General features: G+C 29.9%; 22 protein-coding genes and 2 pseudogenes. 15 read left to right on the top strand and 9 right to left on the bottom strand.

All coding sequences use genetic code 11. The annotated features are described in order from the left end of the window. The first annotated feature begins 3 nt into the window (after positions 1-3). From glmS to ELQ16_RS10570, 5 genes and pseudogenes are all read left to right on the top strand, one after another. Entirely contained in the window at positions 4-1,800 is a 1,797-nt protein-coding gene (gene glmS, locus ELQ16_RS09190) for a glutamine--fructose-6-phosphate transaminase (isomerizing) (RefSeq protein WP_134239289.1), read from the top strand. Between the two features lie 124 nt (positions 1,801-1,924). Continuing rightward, positions 1,925-3,316, top strand: coding sequence for a class II fumarate hydratase (gene fumC, locus ELQ16_RS09185; protein WP_134239287.1), 1,392 nt, complete (start codon positions 1,925-1,927; stop codon positions 3,314-3,316). 50 nt (positions 3,317-3,366) lie between these two features. Then, on the top strand, positions 3,367-3,498 hold the full coding sequence (locus ELQ16_RS10440; RefSeq protein ID WP_279586267.1) for a hypothetical protein: 132 nt from the start codon (positions 3,367-3,369) through the stop codon (positions 3,496-3,498). Then, positions 3,482-4,126: pseudogene (locus ELQ16_RS10575) on the top strand (Cj0814 family flagellar-dependent secreted protein); the annotation flags it as partial. The gene ELQ16_RS10440 and the pseudogene ELQ16_RS10575, both read left to right, overlap by 17 nt. A gap of 375 nt (positions 4,127-4,501) precedes the next feature. Next, positions 4,502-4,747: pseudogene (locus ELQ16_RS10570) on the top strand (hypothetical protein); the annotation flags it as partial. Between the two features lie 84 nt (positions 4,748-4,831). Here the strand turns inward: ELQ16_RS10570 and ELQ16_RS09175 are convergent. Both ELQ16_RS09175 and ELQ16_RS09170 read right to left on the bottom strand, forming a co-directional pair. After that, a complete protein-coding gene (locus ELQ16_RS09175; RefSeq protein ID WP_208335095.1) occupies positions 4,832-5,290 on the bottom strand; it encodes a GNAT family N-acetyltransferase in 459 nt (152 codons plus the stop codon). Positions 5,291-5,298: 8 nt separating this feature from the next. Continuing rightward, positions 5,299-5,949: a putative metalloprotease CJM1_0395 family protein gene (locus tag ELQ16_RS09170; RefSeq protein WP_134239284.1), complete on the bottom strand. Its 651-nt coding sequence runs from the start codon at positions 5,947-5,949 to the stop codon at positions 5,299-5,301. A 96-nt stretch (positions 5,950-6,045) separates the two neighbouring features. On the opposite strand from ELQ16_RS09170, the gene ELQ16_RS09165 reads away from it, so the two are divergent. Together ELQ16_RS09165 and ELQ16_RS09160 are read left to right on the top strand one after the other, a co-directional pair. After that, on the top strand, positions 6,046-6,408 hold the full coding sequence (locus ELQ16_RS09165) for an HIT family protein (protein WP_134239282.1): 363 nt from the start codon (positions 6,046-6,048) through the stop codon (positions 6,406-6,408). Between the two features lie 86 nt (positions 6,409-6,494). After that, positions 6,495-7,067, top strand: a complete 573-nt coding sequence (locus ELQ16_RS09160; protein WP_134239280.1) for a YceI family protein — start codon at positions 6,495-6,497, stop codon at positions 7,065-7,067. Between the two features lie 21 nt (positions 7,068-7,088). Here ELQ16_RS09160 and ELQ16_RS09155 read toward each other — a convergent pair whose 3' ends face one another. The 5 genes from ELQ16_RS09155 to ELQ16_RS09135 all read right to left on the bottom strand — a co-directional run bounded on the left by ELQ16_RS09155 (position 7,089) and on the right by ELQ16_RS09135 (position 11,020). Beyond that, on the bottom strand, positions 7,089-7,988 hold the full coding sequence (locus ELQ16_RS09155; RefSeq protein ID WP_134239279.1) for a hypothetical protein: 900 nt from the start codon (positions 7,986-7,988) through the stop codon (positions 7,089-7,091). A gap of 59 nt (positions 7,989-8,047) precedes the next feature. Continuing rightward, positions 8,048-8,713 (bottom strand): DUF6977 family protein, encoded by a 666-nt coding sequence (locus ELQ16_RS09150; RefSeq protein ID WP_134239277.1) that lies wholly within the window; start codon positions 8,711-8,713, stop codon positions 8,048-8,050. 90 nt (positions 8,714-8,803) lie between these two features. After that, positions 8,804-9,508, bottom strand: coding sequence for a hypothetical protein (locus ELQ16_RS09145; protein WP_134239276.1), 705 nt, complete (start codon positions 9,506-9,508; stop codon positions 8,804-8,806). Between the two features lie 69 nt (positions 9,509-9,577). Next, the gene (locus tag ELQ16_RS09140) at positions 9,578-10,195 is read right to left on the bottom strand and encodes a DarT ssDNA thymidine ADP-ribosyltransferase family protein (protein WP_134239274.1); all 618 of its coding nucleotides are present in this window, start codon (positions 10,193-10,195) and stop codon (positions 9,578-9,580) included. 3 nt (positions 10,196-10,198) lie between these two features. After that, entirely contained in the window at positions 10,199-11,020 is an 822-nt protein-coding gene (locus tag ELQ16_RS09135; RefSeq protein WP_134239273.1) for a hypothetical protein, read from the bottom strand. A gap of 204 nt (positions 11,021-11,224) precedes the next feature. Between ELQ16_RS09135 and ELQ16_RS09130 the strand changes: the two genes are divergently transcribed. The 3 genes from ELQ16_RS09130 to ELQ16_RS09120 all read left to right on the top strand — a co-directional run bounded on the left by ELQ16_RS09130 (position 11,225) and on the right by ELQ16_RS09120 (position 13,530). Continuing rightward, positions 11,225-12,802 carry an ABC-F family ATP-binding cassette domain-containing protein gene (locus ELQ16_RS09130; protein ID WP_134239271.1) on the top strand — a complete coding sequence of 526 codons (1,578 nt, stop codon included), beginning with the start codon at positions 11,225-11,227 and terminating at the stop codon, positions 12,800-12,802. After that, positions 12,792-13,127 carry a hypothetical protein gene (locus ELQ16_RS09125; RefSeq protein ID WP_134239269.1) on the top strand — a complete coding sequence of 112 codons (336 nt, stop codon included), beginning with the start codon at positions 12,792-12,794 and terminating at the stop codon, positions 13,125-13,127. Before ELQ16_RS09130 ends, ELQ16_RS09125 begins: the two co-directional genes overlap by 11 nt. 67 nt (positions 13,128-13,194) lie before the next feature. Then, positions 13,195-13,530, top strand: coding sequence for a hypothetical protein (locus ELQ16_RS09120; RefSeq protein ID WP_134239267.1), 336 nt, complete (start codon positions 13,195-13,197; stop codon positions 13,528-13,530). 34 nt (positions 13,531-13,564) lie between these two features. Here ELQ16_RS09120 and ELQ16_RS09115 read toward each other — a convergent pair whose 3' ends face one another. Then, positions 13,565-14,152, bottom strand: a complete 588-nt coding sequence (locus tag ELQ16_RS09115) for a YigZ family protein (RefSeq protein WP_134239266.1) — start codon at positions 14,150-14,152, stop codon at positions 13,565-13,567. Between the two features lie 45 nt (positions 14,153-14,197). On the opposite strand from ELQ16_RS09115, the gene ELQ16_RS09110 reads away from it, so the two are divergent. The 3 genes from ELQ16_RS09110 (at position 14,198) to ELQ16_RS09100 (ending at position 16,773) form a co-directional block, all read left to right on the top strand. Continuing rightward, positions 14,198-14,500, top strand: coding sequence for a hypothetical protein (locus ELQ16_RS09110; protein WP_134239264.1), 303 nt, complete (start codon positions 14,198-14,200; stop codon positions 14,498-14,500). Positions 14,501-14,826: 326 nt separating this feature from the next. Further along, positions 14,827-16,020 carry a glycosyltransferase family 39 protein gene (locus tag ELQ16_RS09105; RefSeq protein WP_134239263.1) on the top strand — a complete coding sequence of 398 codons (1,194 nt, stop codon included), beginning with the start codon at positions 14,827-14,829 and terminating at the stop codon, positions 16,018-16,020. Positions 16,021-16,023: 3 nt separating this feature from the next. After that, positions 16,024-16,773 carry a Tfp pilus assembly protein FimT/FimU gene (locus ELQ16_RS09100; RefSeq protein WP_134239261.1) on the top strand — a complete coding sequence of 250 codons (750 nt, stop codon included), beginning with the start codon at positions 16,024-16,026 and terminating at the stop codon, positions 16,771-16,773. On the opposite strand, the gene ELQ16_RS09095 is transcribed toward ELQ16_RS09100, so the two are convergent. Further along, positions 16,774-17,463: a rhodanese-like domain-containing protein gene (locus ELQ16_RS09095; protein ID WP_134239259.1), complete on the bottom strand. Its 690-nt coding sequence runs from the start codon at positions 17,461-17,463 to the stop codon at positions 16,774-16,776. Positions 17,464-17,725: 262 nt separating this feature from the next. Between ELQ16_RS09095 and ELQ16_RS10435 the strand changes: the two genes are divergently transcribed. Both ELQ16_RS10435 and ELQ16_RS09090 read left to right on the top strand, forming a co-directional pair. Further along, positions 17,726-17,857, top strand: coding sequence for a hypothetical protein (locus ELQ16_RS10435; RefSeq protein ID WP_279586266.1), 132 nt, complete (start codon positions 17,726-17,728; stop codon positions 17,855-17,857). 203 nt (positions 17,858-18,060) lie between these two features. Continuing rightward, positions 18,061-18,940, top strand: an 880-nt coding sequence (locus tag ELQ16_RS09090; protein ID WP_134239258.1) for a hypothetical protein, incomplete at its 3' end; no start/stop codon positions are given.

Here is an 18,940-nt window from a genome sequence, read left to right as displayed (position 1 = left end):
AAAATGTGTGGAATAGTAGGATATATAGGAAAAAACGAAAAAAAACAAACCATTTTAAATGGACTTAAAGAGCTTGAATATCGTGGTTATGATAGCGCGGGATTAGCTGTGATGAAAGATGGAGATTTAAGTTTTTTTAAGGCAGTAGGAAAGCTTGAAAATTTGGCAAACAAATGTGCAAATTTCACAAGCGAAGGTTATGGTTTTGCTATAGGACACACTAGATGGGCAACCCATGGAAAACCAACAGAAATTAACGCGCATCCGCATTTGGGCGAGTATTCTTGCGTGATTCATAATGGCATTATAGAAAATTATAAAGAGATTAAAGATAAATTAGAAAGTAAAGGTATTGGTTTTTTAAGTCAAACAGATACTGAAGTGATAGTTAGGCTTTTTGAATTTTACGCAGCGCAAATGGAAGTTTTCAAAGCTTGGGAAAATACCATTAAAGAACTTCGTGGAGCTTTTGCTACGCTTTTAATCACAAAAAAAGAGCCAAATCGTGTATTTTTTGCTAAAAATGCAGCCCCTTTAATCATAGGAAAAAATAGTCAAAATGAAGTTTATTTTTCTAGTGGCGATGCGCCTTTAATAGGACTTTGCGAAGAAGTGATTTATCTTGAAGATTTGAGTTTTGGATACGCTAATGAAAACGAGCTTATTATTTATGAAAATGATCAATTAAAACAAAATATTTTTACAAAACTTTCAGGTGATAAGGCTTATGCAAAAAAAGATGGTTTTCGCTTTTTTATGGAAAAAGAAATTTACGAGCAAAGTCGCGTGATGAGTGAGGTTTTAATGGGTAGAATTCAAGGCGAAGAAGTGATTTTTGATGAGCTTGAAAATGAAAATTTAAACAATGTGGATGAGATCACGCTTTGTGCTTGTGGGACAAGTTATCATGCGGCTATGGCAAGTGCTTATTTATTTGAAAGAATTGCAAAAGTTAAGGCTAAAGTAGAAATTGCTAGCGAATTTCGTTATCGAGAAGCCATTGTAAAGCCAAATTCTTTATTTATTGTAATTTCTCAAAGTGGCGAAACAGCTGATACTTTAGAGGCTTTAAAAATCGCAAAAGAACAGGGTGCGAAAACCTTTGCAATATGCAATGTGGATAATTCTAATATCGTTCGTTTGGCGCACTTAAGTCTTTTAACGCGTGCAGGTATTGAAAAAGGTGTGGCATCAACTAAGGCTTTTGCAACACAGGTTTTAACCCTTTGGATGTTAGCCATTTTTATGGCACAAAAAAGGAATTTAAATGTTGTAAGTGAAATCAAAGCCCTTTTGCATACGCCAAATTGCGTGATTGTGAAACAAAATTTACATGAAAAAATTCATCGTTTATCCAAGCGTTATTTAGATGGACACGGCTTTTTCTTTATAGGAAGAGATGTTTTTTATCCTTTGGCTTTAGAGGGGGCTTTAAAACTTAAGGAATTATCTTACTTACATGCTGAAGGCTATCCGGCTGGAGAGATGAAGCATGGACCTATTGCTTTGGCTGATTCTAAGCTTTATACTATAGCTTTAATGCCAAAAAATATGCTTTATGAAAAAACCAAGTCAAATGTCGAAGAACTTATCGCAAGGGATTCTACTGTGCTTAGCATTTCGCCTTTGGAATTTGATTTGAGTGATGATTTTATCAAAACAAATGAGCAAAGCCACTATATGTGTGAATTTTTTGAAATGATGGTGATCACCCAACTTTTGGCTATGGAAATTTCCATAAGACTTGGCAATGATGTGGATATGCCAAGAAATTTAGCCAAAAGCGTAACGGTTGAATGATTTTCGTGCAGTTTTAGTTGCAAACTGCACAGCTTCTTTTAAATTTTAAATCAATTTTAATTTCTAAGCTAAATTTATGTTATTTTTTGTTTAAATACAAGGATATTTTTAGAAAGGTAAAGATATGGAATATAGAATCGAACACGACACTATGGGTGAGATCAAAGTCCCAAACGACAAGTATTGGGGAGCACAAACTGAGAGAAGTTTTGAAAATTTCAAAATTGGTTGTGAAAAAATGCCAAAGGTTTTAATTTATGCTTTTGCAAATCTCAAAAAATCTCTAGCTTTGGTAAATAACAAGCTTGGCAAACTTGATGATACTAAGAAAAACGCTATTGTGCAAGCTTGCGATGAGATAATCGTGGGTAAATTTGATGATAATTTCCCACTTGCGATTTGGCAAACAGGTTCGGGTACACAAAGTAATATGAATATGAATGAGGTGATTGCAAATCGTGCTACTGAAATTATGGGCGGGGATTTTCGTAAAGAAAAATTAGTGCATCCAAACGATCATGTAAATATGTCTCAAAGCTCAAACGATACTTTCCCAACTGCTATGAGCATAGTTGCGGTAGAGCAAGTAGAGAAAAAACTTATCCCAGCACTCGATGAATTAATCGCTACTTTTGAAAAAAAGGTAAAAGAATTTGAAGGCATTATAAAAATCGGTCGCACGCATTTACAAGATGCAACTCCGCTTACTTTAGCGCAAGAATTTAGCGGATATTTATCTATGCTTTTGCACTCAAAAGAGCAAATCATCGCTTCACTGCCAACTTTAAGAGAATTAGCGATTGGTGGGACAGCAGTAGGAACAGGACTTAATGCACATCCAGAATTAAGCGAGAAAGTAAGTGAAGAGCTTAGCAAACTTATTGGTACAAAATTTGTCTCAAGTCCAAATAAATTCCACGCTTTAACAAGTCATGATGCGATCAATTTTACCCATGGGGCAATGAAAGGCTTGGCTGCAAATTTAATGAAAATAGCAAATGATATCAGATGGCTTGCTTCAGGTCCTAGATGTGGTCTTGGTGAGCTTATTATCCCAGAAAATGAGCCAGGAAGTTCTATTATGCCAGGTAAGGTAAATCCTACTCAATGTGAAGCGATTACTATGGTTGCGGTGCAAGTAATGGGAAATGATGCAGCTATTGGCTTTGCTGCGAGTCAAGGAAATTTCGAGCTTAATGTATTTAAGCCAGTAATTATTTATAATTTCTTGCAAAGTCTTGATTTACTTGCTGATTCTATGCATTCATTTAATATCCATTGTGCCATAGGAATTGAACCAAACCGCGAAAAAATCGATCATAATTTGCACAATTCCTTAATGTTAGTAACTGCATTAAATCCGCATATTGGTTATGAAAATGCAGCAAAAGTAGCTAAAAATGCACATAAAAAAGGCATTTCATTAAAAGAAAGTGCTATGGAATTAGGACTTGTTAGTGAAGAAGACTTTAATAAATTCGTTGATCCTACTAAAATGATAGGTCCAAAAGCTTAATTTTTAATTTATTCTGCCAATCTAGCATAATAATACTAGAAAGGCAGGCAATGATAATTCGAGCTTTTAACAATCCTTTTGCAAATTTTAATATTAATATCAAAAAAGAAAATAACTCTTCTTTAAATTTAAATACTCCAAATACAAAATCATCTAATATCATAAATAATAATTTACGATAAATCACAAGCAGTAAGTAAAATACTAGGCTATGGCGTAGATAAAAATGGCTTCTTCACGAGTGATTTTAATGAGAAAGCAGGTATTCCAAAAGATTATAAGATTTATGCTAAAGATATGGAAAATTTTATTAACAAGCAACAAGATGATAATAACTATTCTTCAACTTACTTTCAAGTAGATATAGCAAAAACTTTAGGTAATGCCTATAAAGTTTTTTCACAACTTGTTCCACAAAATTCAAATTCTAGCTTTTCTGCACAAGATTTAGCAAATATCCCTTATGCTTTTACTGTGGATAAAAATTTAAATGTAAACAAAACCTATACTTTTGAAGAATACAGTAAAAATTTTCTCACGATTAATCATAAAGGTAGTTTGACCTTTAATACTATGAAAAATCTTGGAGTTGGCATCAGTGTTAAACTTATGCCGATTGATGCTGGTAGTATTTTTTATAATGATAGCATTGCTTTTATTGATAAAAATGTGTATAAAAATTTAGATGGTAGTGTAGATAAAGGCGGAGTTTTAATGGCTTTTGTTAATAATACAAATTTTTCAACCTCGTATAGAACTTTTTTAGTAAAAAGTGAAACAAATTTACTTGGAAAACTCATAAATATAGACGGAAATACAAATGAGGCAAAATTAAAAGAATTTCGCAATTTTATGAATGCTAATAAAATTCAAATTGCTTTTAAAAGTGGTTCGGGAGATGATATTTGGGATATTATTAGTGAAAAACTATCAATGAAACTTTTTATAAAAAGAAGTCAAGATATAGGAAATAGTACTTTGACTATACAAGCTATGAATTTAGATAAAGAATATCAAGAAATGATTAACTCTAATATGAGTTTAGAAGAATTTAAAACTAAATATCTTGATTTTAAACAAAGGCACGATGAATTTGTAAAATCACTAAAAGAAGCAGAAAAGGCAAAGGGGATAGATTATGATAAATATCCTACTGGAAAGCCTATTGATGATACAAAAGCAATTGAAGAAGCACAAAAAAAGAGAAAACCTATACAGGCAGAAAGTAAAAACAAAGAAACTTACAAAGATGATAATAAAATGAATGAACTTTTAAAAAAGCTACTAGAAACTAAATTTGGCACAAGCGATGAGCTAGAAATTCTTTTTGGCGAAAATTTTAAAAGTGAATTTAGTGATGATGATATAGGGGAATTTAATAAAATTCTTTCTTTAAATTCTGCACCAAAAAACATAGATATTAAGGCTTAAATTGTTTTTATAATGATTTGGATATTTTCTTTATGTAAGATTTAGCCTATACAATTTAAAAACAACTAAAATATTTTTAGGTTTTCATTGCTCTTGGTAAGAATAACAATATTTCATTCCTATTTTTTGCATGATTTTCCCGCTGCTTGGATTATTTTCATCGTGTGTTGCTGTGATGTAGGGAATATTTTCGTTTTTTAAAAATTTTAAAAGCATTTGGCTTGCTTGTGTGGCAATGCCTTGATTCCAAAATTTTTCACAGAGTGCGTAGCCAAGTTCATAGCCATCATTTGTATCTATATTGATATAACCTATAGGATAATTATCGCTTTTTAAGCAAATGGCAAAAAAATATTTTTGATTTTTTATTTTTTGTTTGTAAAATCTTTTTGCTTCAGTTATATTTTTTAAGGCAAACCATGGTAAAAAGGTATTTACTTTTTCATCTTTTAGCAAAAAATACAAAGCTTTTATATCATTTTCATTAAAATATCTAAGTATCAATCTTTCATTTTCTAGTTTAAAATCTATTTTTTCTTTCAATCAAAGTCCTAGCTTTGCGAATTTTGCTGATAGGTTTTGGCTATGAAACTTTTAAATTCTTGTTCATTATTTTCTGTGTTATTTTTGGAATTTGTAGAGTCTTTGGAGTTTTCTTTGTCTTTTGTTTCTTCTGTTTTTTCCTTATCTTTTTGTGCTTCCTCAGCCTTTATTTTCATAGCTTCAGCTCTTGCTTCAAATTCCATTTTAACAGCATTTGCAGCGACTTTATAATCTTGTGGACTAGGATCGGCTGGCGCCATTGCGGCGGCTATGATTTGACGTGCGTTGGCTATGGTTTCTTCGGGTGTCCTTCCTTTTTGCATTTTTATAGGCACTTCGCCCGCTACAGCATACATTTGATTATCAGGACCTCTGGTGTATGTAAAACTTGCAGCACCTGCTAAGCCTCCACCTGCAGCTTGGTGCGCTGCTTCGTGGGCTTTTACATTTCTATCAATGCTTTGAAGTTCGCGAAGTTGTTGTAGTTGCTTTGCATCAAGCTCAACTCCATTTACATTTTGGGTTTGTTTGTTTTCTTTATTTTCTTTTTCATCGGTATTGGAAATTGAAGAATTTTGGGTTAGGGAATTTGAATTTTTTATTTCTTTAGAAGAGTTTTTAGAATAATCATAAAAATTACTATTAGCATTAATTTGCATTTTACCCTCCTAAAAATTTTTATTTTTATTCTACTTATTTTGACTAAAGAATGGATAAATTTTGTAAAATATTTAAAAATATTTTCAAGGAAAAAAATGTTTTACGAAAATGATTTAATTTATATGGAAAAAGAAGAGTCGCAAGTGCCTTGGATTAAGATTTTTACTAAAGAAATTTATAAAGAATTTAGTGATTGTCCTAGTAATTTGCAAAAAGAGCTTTTTGATAAAATTTTACTTTGCGAAAAGGCTATGATAGAGTTTTATAAACCTGAAAAAATTAATATAGCTTCTCTTGCAAACTATGTTCCAAGAGTGCATTTTCATATTATGGCACGTTTTAGAGATGATGCGTTTTTTCCTGAGTGTATGTGGGGAAAGCAACAAAGAGAAGTTAAGGATTTAAAATTGCCAAGTTTTGATGATTTTGTTTCTTTTTTGAAAATGAAAATTGATTAATTTAAGAATTATTTTCATTATTATGTTTTTGTTATTTTTTGTTTGTTAAATTTACACTTTCAATTAAAATTTTATAAGGAGAAAAGATGAAAAAAATTCTTTTAAGTTCGCTTGTAGCGGTTTCTTTGCTTAGTTCTGGATTATTGGCTAAAGAATACACTTTAGACAAAACCCACACTGATGTTGGCTTTAAAATTAAACATTTGCAAATTAGCAATGTAAAAGGAAATTTTAAAGATTATGATGCTGTGATTGATTATGATCCTGCGACAAGTGAATTTAAAAAACTTGAAGCAACTATTAAAGTAGCATCTGTTGATACGGATAATAAAACAAGGGATAATCACCTCCAGCAAAATGATTTTTTCAAAGCAAAGCAATATCCTGATATGACTTTTGTGATGAAAAAATATGAAAAAACAAGCAATGATGAAGGTAAAATGAGCGGAACTTTAACCATAGCTGGTGTTTCAAAAGATATAGTTTTAGATACTGAAATCGGTGGCGTAGCTAAAGGTCCAAATGGCAAAGAAAAAGTAGGATTTTCTTTAAGTGGAGAAATCAAAAGATCGGATTTTAAATTTTCTCCAAGCACTCCAACTTTAACTTTAGGCGATGAAATCAAGCTTACTATCGAAGTTGAAGCTAACGAAAAATAATCAAAGCTCCTTTTTTGGAGCTTAATTTTCTTTCAAACTTTCTTCTAAAGACTTTTCGTATTTTGCTACACTAATGTGAATGTTAAAATTTTCACTTTTACTCAGACTAGAATTTAAAAGCGTGTTTTTGATTTTTTCTAATTTTTCTGAGTCTTTTTCATTTTTTAAGATGCAAATAAATTGATTTTGATGAAAAAAAACTTTTGTTTTTAGTGAGGTTTGGATAAATTTAGCCATTTTTTTCAAAAAAGATGAGGATAAATTTTCAAAATGCAAAATACCTAAAAACATCCCTTCTTTACCCAAACAAAAGCGTTTTAGTGCTTTGTAATTTTTTAGTCCCACGCTAGAATCATAAAAGGCATTTTTATAAGTTTTAAAGCCAAGATAAAATACAAAAATCAAAGATGAAAATTCAAAATACGAAGCTTGTAAGCTTGGAATAAATAAAAATTGAATGTAAGAAGCGATAAAAGCGGCGAGCAAATACCATTCTTTTGTTCTTAAATTTAAAAATAACAAAAATAAAATTTCAGCCAAAAAACATAAAAAACTAATGGTGCTAATAGGATGAAAAATTCCAAGTTCAAAACTCCCCAAAGAGCCATTAAAAACCGTGCTTTTACTTAAAAAAAGTGATAAAAACAAAGTAAAAAGCAAAATGAAAATTTTATTTAAATTGATTTTATCGAAAACTAAAATTCCATTTTGAGTGATGATAAAGAGTAAAAATACAAAAGGCAAAAACAAAGAAACAAACAAATGTGCTTGATAAATACTACTATAAAGATAAATGAGTCTAAAGCTTAGCAAAGCTAGAGCGAGAAAGAAAATTTTTGTATTTTTAAGGTAAAAAGATAAAAAAAGAGCCAAAATTTCAAATACAAAACTAAAAACACTTAAAGATTGCAAAAAAAACATAATAAGCCTTTGATAAAGTTATGGTAGAAATTTTATAGAAAAAAGCTTAAAAGTGGGTTTTAATCAAATAAACTTGGTTCTTTTTGATTGTAAATTTTTTTAAAATTTTCAAAGGAACTCATGTAATAATCAACTTTTTTATTTTTGACTAAACTTACATAGATAGCACAACTTCTAGCTTGACAATTAATTTGTTTTTTTTGATTAAATTCAATGTCAGTGAAAATATCATATTCTACGAGTTTTTCTGCATCTTTGGATTGCATTAAGGCTTGTATGTAAATAAAATCATAAAATGAACTTTTAGGTTCTAGCTCATACCGCTTATTTTCGTATTCAAAATGTGATAATTTGGCTGTTTTATGATTTTCTAAAAATTCTTTAATGCAATTTTTGCTATCTAATGATTTATCTTCGTAAAGAATTTCTTTAAAACTATATTCTTTATTTTTATCTTTAAATACTTTTGCTGATTGAAAAATACATTCGACAGAATAACCATCCAAAGTTAAATTAAAAGCACTAAACTGTGTTCCTAAATTTTCAGATTTTGTTGAAATTTCTAGAATTTTTTTATCAGGATATTGTTTTTTAATCGCTTCATGGAAAGATTTAATGCTTTTTTGCTTTTGGCTTTTTGCAAAGCCATTAAAGTATTCAAATTCAGCTTCTATTTCTTTATAAAATTTCTCATTATCTGTTAAAAAATAAATTCTTTTTGCCATATTTTATCCTTTTTTGTCATTATTTAATTTTGTTTCTAATAAAATGAATTAATTTTTTTATATATAGGGGAGTGGAATTATGCATTATAATTAAACTCCTACCGTATGCCCAAGATGCTCAAGTAATGCTTGTGCGTTTTGATCTATTAGACCATAAACTACAGCAAAGATTGTAGCTATTTTTTCATAGTGATTATATTCTTTATTATTGATAGTTCTAATAAAAGAATTATTTTCTTCTTTCGCTTCTTCGGTAATTTGAAGATATTGATACAATAATATCCCTAAATTATATTGATATATGTTAGCAAAGTTAGATAAATTAAGAATGTGATTGTCTATATTTTTCGAAACAAGTTCTATGTCTATGGGGCCTAAGACATGAGACATTGTTTTTTCTATTTCTGATTTTAATTGTTCATAGTTTGCGTATTGAATATAATTGTTAAATTTGGCTTTAAACCGCGTTTGCTCATTAGCATATTCTATAATAACAATTTTTTCTTTAAGATAGGTTAGAATGCTTGAAAAACTTTTTTTCCAAATATTAAAATGTGAGAAATCCGGAGTTTGAGAAAGTAGATTTATATGCCAAAATGGATGCAAGATTGCAAGTTCGACATAATATAATTCATCTATTTTTTCTAATGTTTGAAAAAATAATACTTGAGAAGATAAAAAATTGGAATTTTTCCAGCACGAAATACAACATGCGCAACTAGTAGAAATATAAATCATTTTTCCAATAGGGGTTTGTATATTCTTACCGCAAATCTTGCATTGAAAAATCATCATGTTAAAAGTGTCCTTTTTTTAAAAAATTAATAAAATACATATCATTTCTCTCCTTTATTATTTGCAGAACTAACAGAAAATATCTTCATCTTTATAAAAATATTTATGTTCATAGGGATAATATTCCATAATATATTTTCGCTCAACTATTCTTTGAAATAAAATTTCTGCTTGTGGATCTGTTGGTTGATTTAAATCTCGTGCTTGTCGATTTATCGTTCTTGTTTTTCCGCCGACATTGTATTCTACAACATCATCAAATAAAGCCTTTAAATCTTTTAAAGTTCCTCCTCTTGGAGATTTTGTCGCTGCGTTGGCTATGCAATAAAGCCTTTTATTATTACTCTCCCAAAGAATTCTTGGGCTAATTATAACGATATGGGGATCTTTAAGAGAACCATTGTTTACAAATTTATCAAAAACAAAATGGTTTATATCGGTGATTGATAATGAAATGAAATCAAGTAAACCATCGAGCCTCATTTCATCATTTTTAGAATAAAACCAACCTCTTTTTTGAAGTTCTGCAACGGATAATATACCGTATTTGTCAATAGATTTTATATTTTTCCCATTTGTAAAATGAACTAATTTTGTTATCTTGCGACTTTCAATAAAAGATTTTATGGGATTATTATAACTTACAAAACCATCATTATATACATTTCCAAATGAATCTAAAAACATTGTTTATCCTTTTCTTTTATCAATTTGATCTGTTAGACCATATAAAGACCCATTTATATAAGAAAAGCAATGTCCTACAGTAAATCCCATATCATCGCTTTTATGATATTTGCAAATTGCTTCTACTGTGTTATATAATTGAGCCAGTGCTTGCCTATATTTTATGCCGTGTTGTTCAATTTTTATGCAAGTTTCATGTCTTTGTTTTAATAATGTATCAATATCAATCTTTTGCAACTTCTCTAATTGATCAAATTGCGTATAAACCATATCAAAGCCTATATCATAGGTATTTTCCAATTCTTTTTGTGGTATTATTGTTTGCTTTAGTGTAGGAATTTGCAATTCTCCTATTTTTGTGTTAATCTTATGGACAATTTGCAAATGATTAATTATACAATTAACACTAGCTGCTGCTACATTTTCTTCGTTTTCCCCATAATATTTTTTTTGTATTGTTTCAATCTTTGACATAGCAGATAGTGGACCTGAGGTTTTTCCACCATCAAGATATATCCCAATGCGGACTAATTCCCATTCTACAGCTGATCTTAAACACCAAACAGGATAGAAGATTTTAATTTCATCTTTAAGAATTTGATCCATTTGCTTTAATGCATTTAAAAATTTAACTTGTTTTGTAAGCCTATGAAAATCTTCGTTAAAAAGTTGAAATAATGGTAGCCCCATAGTTTTTAATTTTTTTTCTAGACAATCTATGCATAAATTACCAAATAAATAATATATTTGTTCCAGTGGTCTCTCGGCGCGTTTTTGACAAGAGCAACATTTTGCTTCTATCATTTTTTCTTTTGATATTTTCATTTTTTCCCCTGAATTAAAATCATAAAAATGCATTATACCCCCCCCCATAAAATTAAACTTAAGAAATAGTTTTTAATAAATAATATTTATAAATACATTATAATAATGTTTAAAATCAACAATAGAATATTAAAGTTCAATAAAAGTTTTAATTTTTTCGCTACAATTTTCTAAAAAATTTTAGTTAAAAACAAAAGGAAAATTATGGTTGAAGTTAAAAACCTTACTATGCGTTTTGCAAATCAGCTTTTATTTGAAAATGTAAATTTAAAGCTTGTTCGTGGTCAAAGATACGGACTAATTGGCGCTAATGGTGCGGGAAAATCTACTTTTTTAAAAATTCTTTCAGGTGAGTTAGAGTCAAGTAGTGGAGAAGTTGTATTTGATGAGGGTTTAAAAATTGCAGTTTTGGGCCAAGATCAATTCGCTTTTGAAAACTACACCATTAAAGATGCGGTAATGTGTGCGAACAAGCGATTATACGATGCTTTGAAAGAAAAAGAAAAGCTTTATATGAGCGAAGAATTTACTGATGAAATCAACGAGCGCTTAGGCGAACTTGAAATGATAACGGCTGAAGAAGATCCAAATTACGACTGTGAAACGCGTTGCGAGAAAATTTTAAGTTCTTTAAAAATCAAAGATTTTAATGCTTTAATGAGCACCTTACAAAGTGCGGACAAATTTAAAGTTTTACTCGCACAAGTCTTATTTTTGGGTGCTGATGTGCTTTTTTTAGATGAGCCCACAAATAACCTTGATTTAGAAGCGATTTCTTGGCTTGAAAATGAGCTTTTAAGACACGAAGGAACTTTGGTTGTCATTTCTCACGATAGACACTTTTTAAACAAAATTTGCACAAGAATTTTAGATGTGGATTTTAAGCAAATTCGTGATTTTGCTGGAAATTACGATGATTGGTATATGGCTTCGACACTTTTGGCAAAACAAGCCGAGCTTAAACGCGATAAAACCTTAAAAGAAAGAGAAGAATTAGAAAATTTCATCCGCCGTTTTAGTGCCAATGCTTCTAAGGCAAAGCAAGCTACAAGCCGCGCAAAAGCTTTGGAAAAATTAGAGCTTGAAGAGATTAAAATTTCAAGTCGCAGAGATCCGAGTATTGTTTTTAGGACAAATCGCGAGATAGGCAATGAAGTTCTGGAGCTTAAGGGTATTAGCAAAGCTTATGATAAAGAATTGTTTTCAAATTTGGAATTAAAAATCGAAAAAAACGACAAAATCGCCCTAATCGGCGCTAATGGTGTGGGTAAATCAAGCTTAGCTAAGATTATAGCAAGTGCTATTGCTCCAGATAGCGGAGTGTTACATTTAGGAGCAACCATAGAGCTTGGATATTTTCCTCAAGATACGAGTAATTTAATATGTGAAAATTTGAAACTTTATGAATGGCTTATGAGTGAAAAATTCAAAGACTTAGACGAAATACGAAAGTGTTTAGGTAGAATGCTTTTTAGTGGTAATGATCAAGAAAAAATGGCAGCGAGTTTAAGCGGGGGAGAAAAACATCGTTTGATGTTGTCTAAACTTATGCTGGAACGCCCAAATTTTCTGCTTTTAGATGAGCCTGATAATCATCTAGATCTTGAAAGCATTATCGCACTTGGCGAGGCTTTGTATAATTTTAAAGGTGTAGTACTTTGCATCAGCCATGATAGAGAGCTAGTTTCTGCCTTTGCTAATCGTATTTGGCATTTAGAAAATGGAAAACTCACGGATTTTCGTGGGACTTATCAAGAATTTTTAGGAGAAAATGATGGCTAAATTTAGGGTTCAATACAGTGCAGGCTTTGGGCATTTTACTCAAAATCACAAGGGTTTTGGGCCAACTATTTATATAGAAGAAATTGTTGAATTTGACAATGGAAAAGATTATTTTGACTATATGGATTTTTATAAGGCTTATTCAAAGGAAGATGATACTTATTTTCACATTAGTTTTTTAGAAGATAGGCCTTTGAGTGATAAAGAGATTACTATTCGTAACGAATACCGCAAGCTTAGGGATATTAAATGCAAGCATGCAAAAGAAGAATTTATCCGCAATAACGAACTTGATATGGAGCATTTATCTACCAACGGAGACTAATGCAAAACTAAACTTTTCGGAATGAAATTTGCTTGTTTTTTGAGCATATTTTGAAAAGGAGAGATTTATGCAAGTAACTTACAAAACCATCAGCTCTTATGAATATGATGTGCAAAGTGGGATTTTTAAGAAGGTGGATAAGGAAGTGGAAGATGCTTCTGGTTCTAAACAAAGTTTTATGGATATGGTTTTAGCAAATCAAGAAAATGAAAACGATGTTTTCAAAGAAAGTTTTGTTAGTAGCAATCAAAATTCCTTTAACACAGATAGTGCGTATGCAAGTAAAGCTAATCTTTACGCATATAAATTCAAACAAGATCAAGGCATCCAAAGTGAAGAAGTTGGCACACAAACTTCGAGTAAACACTCATCTATGCTTAATGATATTTTGAATGCTTTGTGAGTTTCCCTCCTTTTTGGAGGGTTTTAGTTTAAAATTAGTTTAAAAATTGCAAATTTAGAGGCGAAAAATTTTTACAAAAATCTTGCAGTTTTTTCTTTTCTTCTTCGTTTAGGCTGATATTTAAAATGATTTTATCTTCTTTAAATTCCTTATAAAATTCAAAAGAATTTTTGTTTAAAAAATGTTCTATTTTTCCTAAATTTGCAAAATCCACACAAATTTTTTGCTCACTTTTAAATTCAAAAGTAATTAAATTGGCACAGCTTATAGCAGCATTTGCTGCGTCGCTATAAGCTCTTACAAGTCCGCCTGTGCCAAGTTTTATCCCACCAAAATATCGCACTGTGACTATAGCCACATTAACTAAATCATATCCTCTTAAAACATTTAAAGTCGGCATTCCTGAAGTGCCTTTTGGCTCTCCATCATCGCTTTTATCTTCTATGATTTGATTTAAGTCATTCAAAGCGCGGTAAGCATAGACAAAATGCACGGCTTTTGGGTGTTCTTGTTTGAGATTTGTGATTAAAATTTTAAATTCTTTAAAAGGACAAAGGAAGGATAAAAAAGTAGATTTTTTAATTTCGATTTGTGTTTTGTAAATTTTATCAACACTTTGCATTTTTGCCTTTTTGGATATAATTTTCAAAATTATACAAGGTTTTATATGCTAAAACAAATTTTTTCTTATTTTAAAAAGCAAAATTATGTTTTTATAGAAGCAAATTCTTTTCAAAAAATTTTGTGTATTTGGTGTTTGATACTTGCTTTGATTGCTGGTATAACTTCTATTAATAAATTTCATTGGCAAGATGAAGAAATTCAGGCAAAAATGTTAGCGTATATAAAAAAATTAGCACAAAAAGATGAGTTGAGATATGAAAAATTACTTCAAAACATGAGCCAAGCAGATGAAAAAGATTTGCTTGAAGGCAAATACAATAGTAAATTTTTAACTTTAAAAGATTAAATAGAGATTATTGCGCATTTTATTGTTGAAATTTGTGGTATTTTTATTTTAGTCTTTATACTTTTTAATGCCATTTATTGGCGAAATTTTTTATTTTTATTGATGGTTAATGTTGTCTTTTTCATTCTCATCATTCCTTTTAAAATGTGGCATAATACTAATATTTATTTTTTCTTGTTGTATTTTTGTTTATCTTTGTTGATTTTAAGAATGTTTAAAAATTTCTTGGCATTTTTTAATACTTTGGCTTTTTGTGTTATTTGGCTTGTGCTTTTTAATGTCCATATTAGTTGATATTTTAAGCTTAATTTTGTAAAATCCTTGCTATGGAAAAAATCAAATATTATAAATTTATTATCATTTTACTTAGTCTTGATTTGTTGGCTTTGCTTTATGGAATTTCAACACTTAGCATTAGTTTTGATGAGGCGAAAATTTATTTTTATGAACATTCTTTACTTTCTTATCTTGCACATTTTGGGACTTTTATTTTTGGACAAAATGACTTTGGTTTGCGACTTCCTTTTTTATTTTTTCATGTTTTAAGTTGCATTTTGCTTTATCTTTTGGCCAAAAAATACACCAAAACCGACTTAGATGCTTTTTTATCTTTATTGGTTTTTATTTTATTACCCGGAACAGTTGCTAGTGCTTTATTGGTTAATGAAGCTTCTATTGTGATTTTTTTAAGTTTGGCCATACTTTATTGTTATGAATATAATAAAAAAACCCTTTGTTATATTCTTTTAATTTTGGCTTTATTTATGGATAAATCCTTTAGTATTTTGTTTTTAACTTTTTTCTTTTTCGCTCTTTATAAGAAAGAGCGGACTTTTTTCATTGTAAATTTGGTATTATTTGGTTTATCAATGAGTTTTTACGGTTTTGATACGGGCGGAAAACCTAAGGGATATTTTTTGGATACTTTGGGAATTTTTGCAGCTTGTTTTTCTCCTCTTGTTTTTATTTATTTTTTCTATGTGATTTATAGATCTTTGTTTAAGGGTGAAAAAAGCTTACTTTGGTTTTTAATGAGTGTGACTTTTGTTTTTTGTTCTTTATTATCAATGAGACAGAAGTTATATTTAGAAGATTTTTTACCCTTTTGTGTAATTTGCACGCCTTTACTCATTAAAACTTTAATGGCAAGTTATAGAGTGCGTTTGCCAAAATTCAGACTAAAGTATAAAGTTTTTATAGAATGCAGTATGATTTTTTTACTGTTTTGTTATTTGATTATCATTTTTAATCCTTTGCTTTATTATGTCATAAAGTCTAAAAATTCACATTTTGCAAATAATTATCATGAAGCCAAAGAGCTTGCGCAAAAATTAAAAGAAAAAGGGATTTTTCAAATTTCTACAAATGAAGAATTAGGACTTCGTCTAAAATTTTACGGGATTGAAAAAGGGGCAAAATTTGCTTTAAAGCAAAGCGGTAAAAAAAATACAAATTCTAAAGATCAAATCACCATACAACTTGGAAAATTCACTCAAATTTATAAAATTCAAAGTTTATAATTAATGAAACAAGCTTTTAGTGTATTAGAATTTGTTTTTGTTATGGTGATCGTGGGTTTTATTTTAGCTATAGCAAAATTTTTTTACACCAAAGATGATTTGTTAATGGGTGCAAATGCGATATTAAACGATATTCGTTATACAAGAACTTTGGCCTTAATACAAGAAAGCTTTAGAATTCCTAATACTTCATTAAGTGTTGCAAAAGATGAGTGGTTTAAGAGTCGTTGGCAAATTTATTTCATTCGTTCTAAAAGTGCTACAAATAATGAGCAAACTTATACGATTTTTCTTGATAAAAATGGTGATGGAAATGCCAATATTGGCAAGATAAATGAGAATATAGATAGAGAAATTGGCGTTGATATTTTAAATTCTAAAAAATTAATGAACTCAGGTCAGAGTGGGGTAATTAGCAAGGATGATGAAAGGGCAAGTAAGAGATTTAACATAGAGCAAAGCTATGGTATTGAAAGGGTTGAATTTAAAGGATCTTGCACTGGAAGTACTCGGATAATTTTTGATGAATTTGGAAGGCTTTATTCGCCTTTGCGTAGCACTAAACGCGCTTATGATAAGACTCTTGCTTTAAAAAGCGATAATTGCATCATTAAACTAAGTAATAAAGCTCAAAAAAGTGTTTGCATAGTGATAGAAAACGCAAGTGGTTATGCTTATATTCCTAAATTTCAAAACACAAACACACAGTTGGTATTGTTAAAAAACAAGCAACAAGCTTGTTCTAAATTATGATTATTCGTTAAAATGAAAATTAAATTCTTTTGTGCCATCTACTGAATTTGTAACATCTTCAAAACCTTCTTTAAGCATAATTTGAGATAGCTTATTTCCATCGTTTCCTCTGTAGCAATGAGTAACGATAGGTTTTTTACCATTTTGACTTGCTTTTTTAATATGATCTAAAATTTCAGGCGTCATTTTTGCCTCAGGGACATTGATGGCATTTTTAAAATGAGCTTTGACATAATCTTCTTTTAATCTCGCATCCAAAATAATTACCTCTCCTTTATCTGCTAATGCTTGCAGATCTTTGCCTTTAATATTTTTTTGTTTATATAAGGTATAGTTATATGTGTTAAGATCAGGTGCGACAATGATTTTTTTCTTGATATTTGCTTGGGTTAGAATGTTTGCTGCATTTTTAATATCTTTTATCTCATTGCTAATTAAGATTATATTTTCCTCTCTTGTTGTATTTAAAAAATCAAAATTTTGATTTAAAGAATTTAAAGGGATGTTAATTGCATGTTTTAAATGTCCTTTTTTATATTCTGTTATATCGCGTAAGTCAACAACAAGATAGTTTTCTTTTTCTTCTATACTTTCTTGTAAGCGATTAAGTTCTTCGCCCATTATGCTACCACTAATTTGAGAAAAGCCTAATTCTAAAAATATCAATAGACCTAAAATCACTTTTTTCATTATTAAAACTCCTTAAATTGAAAATTTCAAGCAAAATTTATCAAACAAAACTTTTAATCACTCTTTAAAATTTTATTTCAACTATAAATGCGCAAAAAATAATGTAAAATCAAAATAAAATGTTACCGAAAGTTACCATTCCCCCCCCCCTGTATTTTTGGATAAAAGTGCTTCATTTTAAAGTGCTTTTTAAGTTTAAAATTAATAAACTTCAAATGCTTTTTATATGAGCGTAATATCAACAAATTTTAAAGGTTTATCAATGAAAGAATTTTTATTAAATAAAGTTTTTTTAATTTCTGTAGTGGCGGCAATGTCTTTGCAAGCAATTAATGATAATACCATGGCAGGGGGGGGGATTGGAAAATCTTTAATGCAGGGGAGGATAATTTAACAACATCAGAATTTTGCAAAACAGCTGATTGTACTCTGCAAGCACAAGAAAGTCAAAAACTTACTATCACTGATGTAGGTCTTAAATTCAGTGGAGATAATGGTTCGATTTCTATTTTATCTGATTTAGATTATACTATCAGTAAATCTCCTAGCGATGTGAGTGGTATTCCAAAGTATTCTGGTATATGGAATACTGGCAACTTGTCTTCGATTTTTGTTGCAAAAGATGTTACTTTAAATTATAAAAGTGCAGGTTCTTCAAGCTATTATCAGGCTTTCATTTATAATGATAAAAATGCAAAAATAGAAAGTATTGTAAATCAAGGAAAAATTAATATTGATTCTACTAATAATTTGATTTATAACGATAAAAATGCTCACATTGGTGCATTTATTAATGAAGGTGAAATTTATAGAGATGGCCCTACTCAAAGTTCATGGGGTGCAAGTATTGAGAATGAAGGAATTATTGATAATATTATTAATAAAGGCAAAATTACTTCAAATACAAAGGATGGAAATGATGTTTTAATCGGAAATTCAGGAACTATAGGAACTATCTTAAATGATAAAAATGGTGAAATAAATTTAAATCATTCTTTGTATGTTCAAACAGCAATGAGTTCTAATAGTGGTGTAGATAATATGATAAATCGCGGCGTGATTAATGCCAACTTTACGCCAAGTGACACTTCCGATAAATCAGTATTTGGTTTTATATGGAATATGTCGGATTTGAAATTTAAGCTTATTGAAAATGCAGGGACAATCAATCTAACCGATATGACTTTTGTTTATTTAAGAAGTGGAGCTGAGGATTTTATCAACACGGGCGCTATAAATATCAAAAACACAGGTAAAAATGATAATAAAATGGGTATATATATGAGTGATACTGATAGGTTTTATAATAATGGTAAGATTGATATGATTGTAGAAGATAATTCCAAAGAATATGTGGTGATACAAGGCTCTTCTATGACTAGTTTTATAAATGATACCAGCGGCATCATCTCCATCGACAAAGGTATAGCAGTGTATGCTAGCGACATCACCACCTTCACTAACTCAGGCATTATCT

Source organism: Campylobacter sp. US33a (assembly GCF_004378855.1).
Lineage (GTDB): Bacteria > Campylobacterota > Campylobacteria > Campylobacterales > Campylobacteraceae > Campylobacter_D.
The sequence above is the reverse complement of the archived record's forward strand: the minus strand, read 5'-3'. Positions and strand labels throughout refer to the sequence as shown.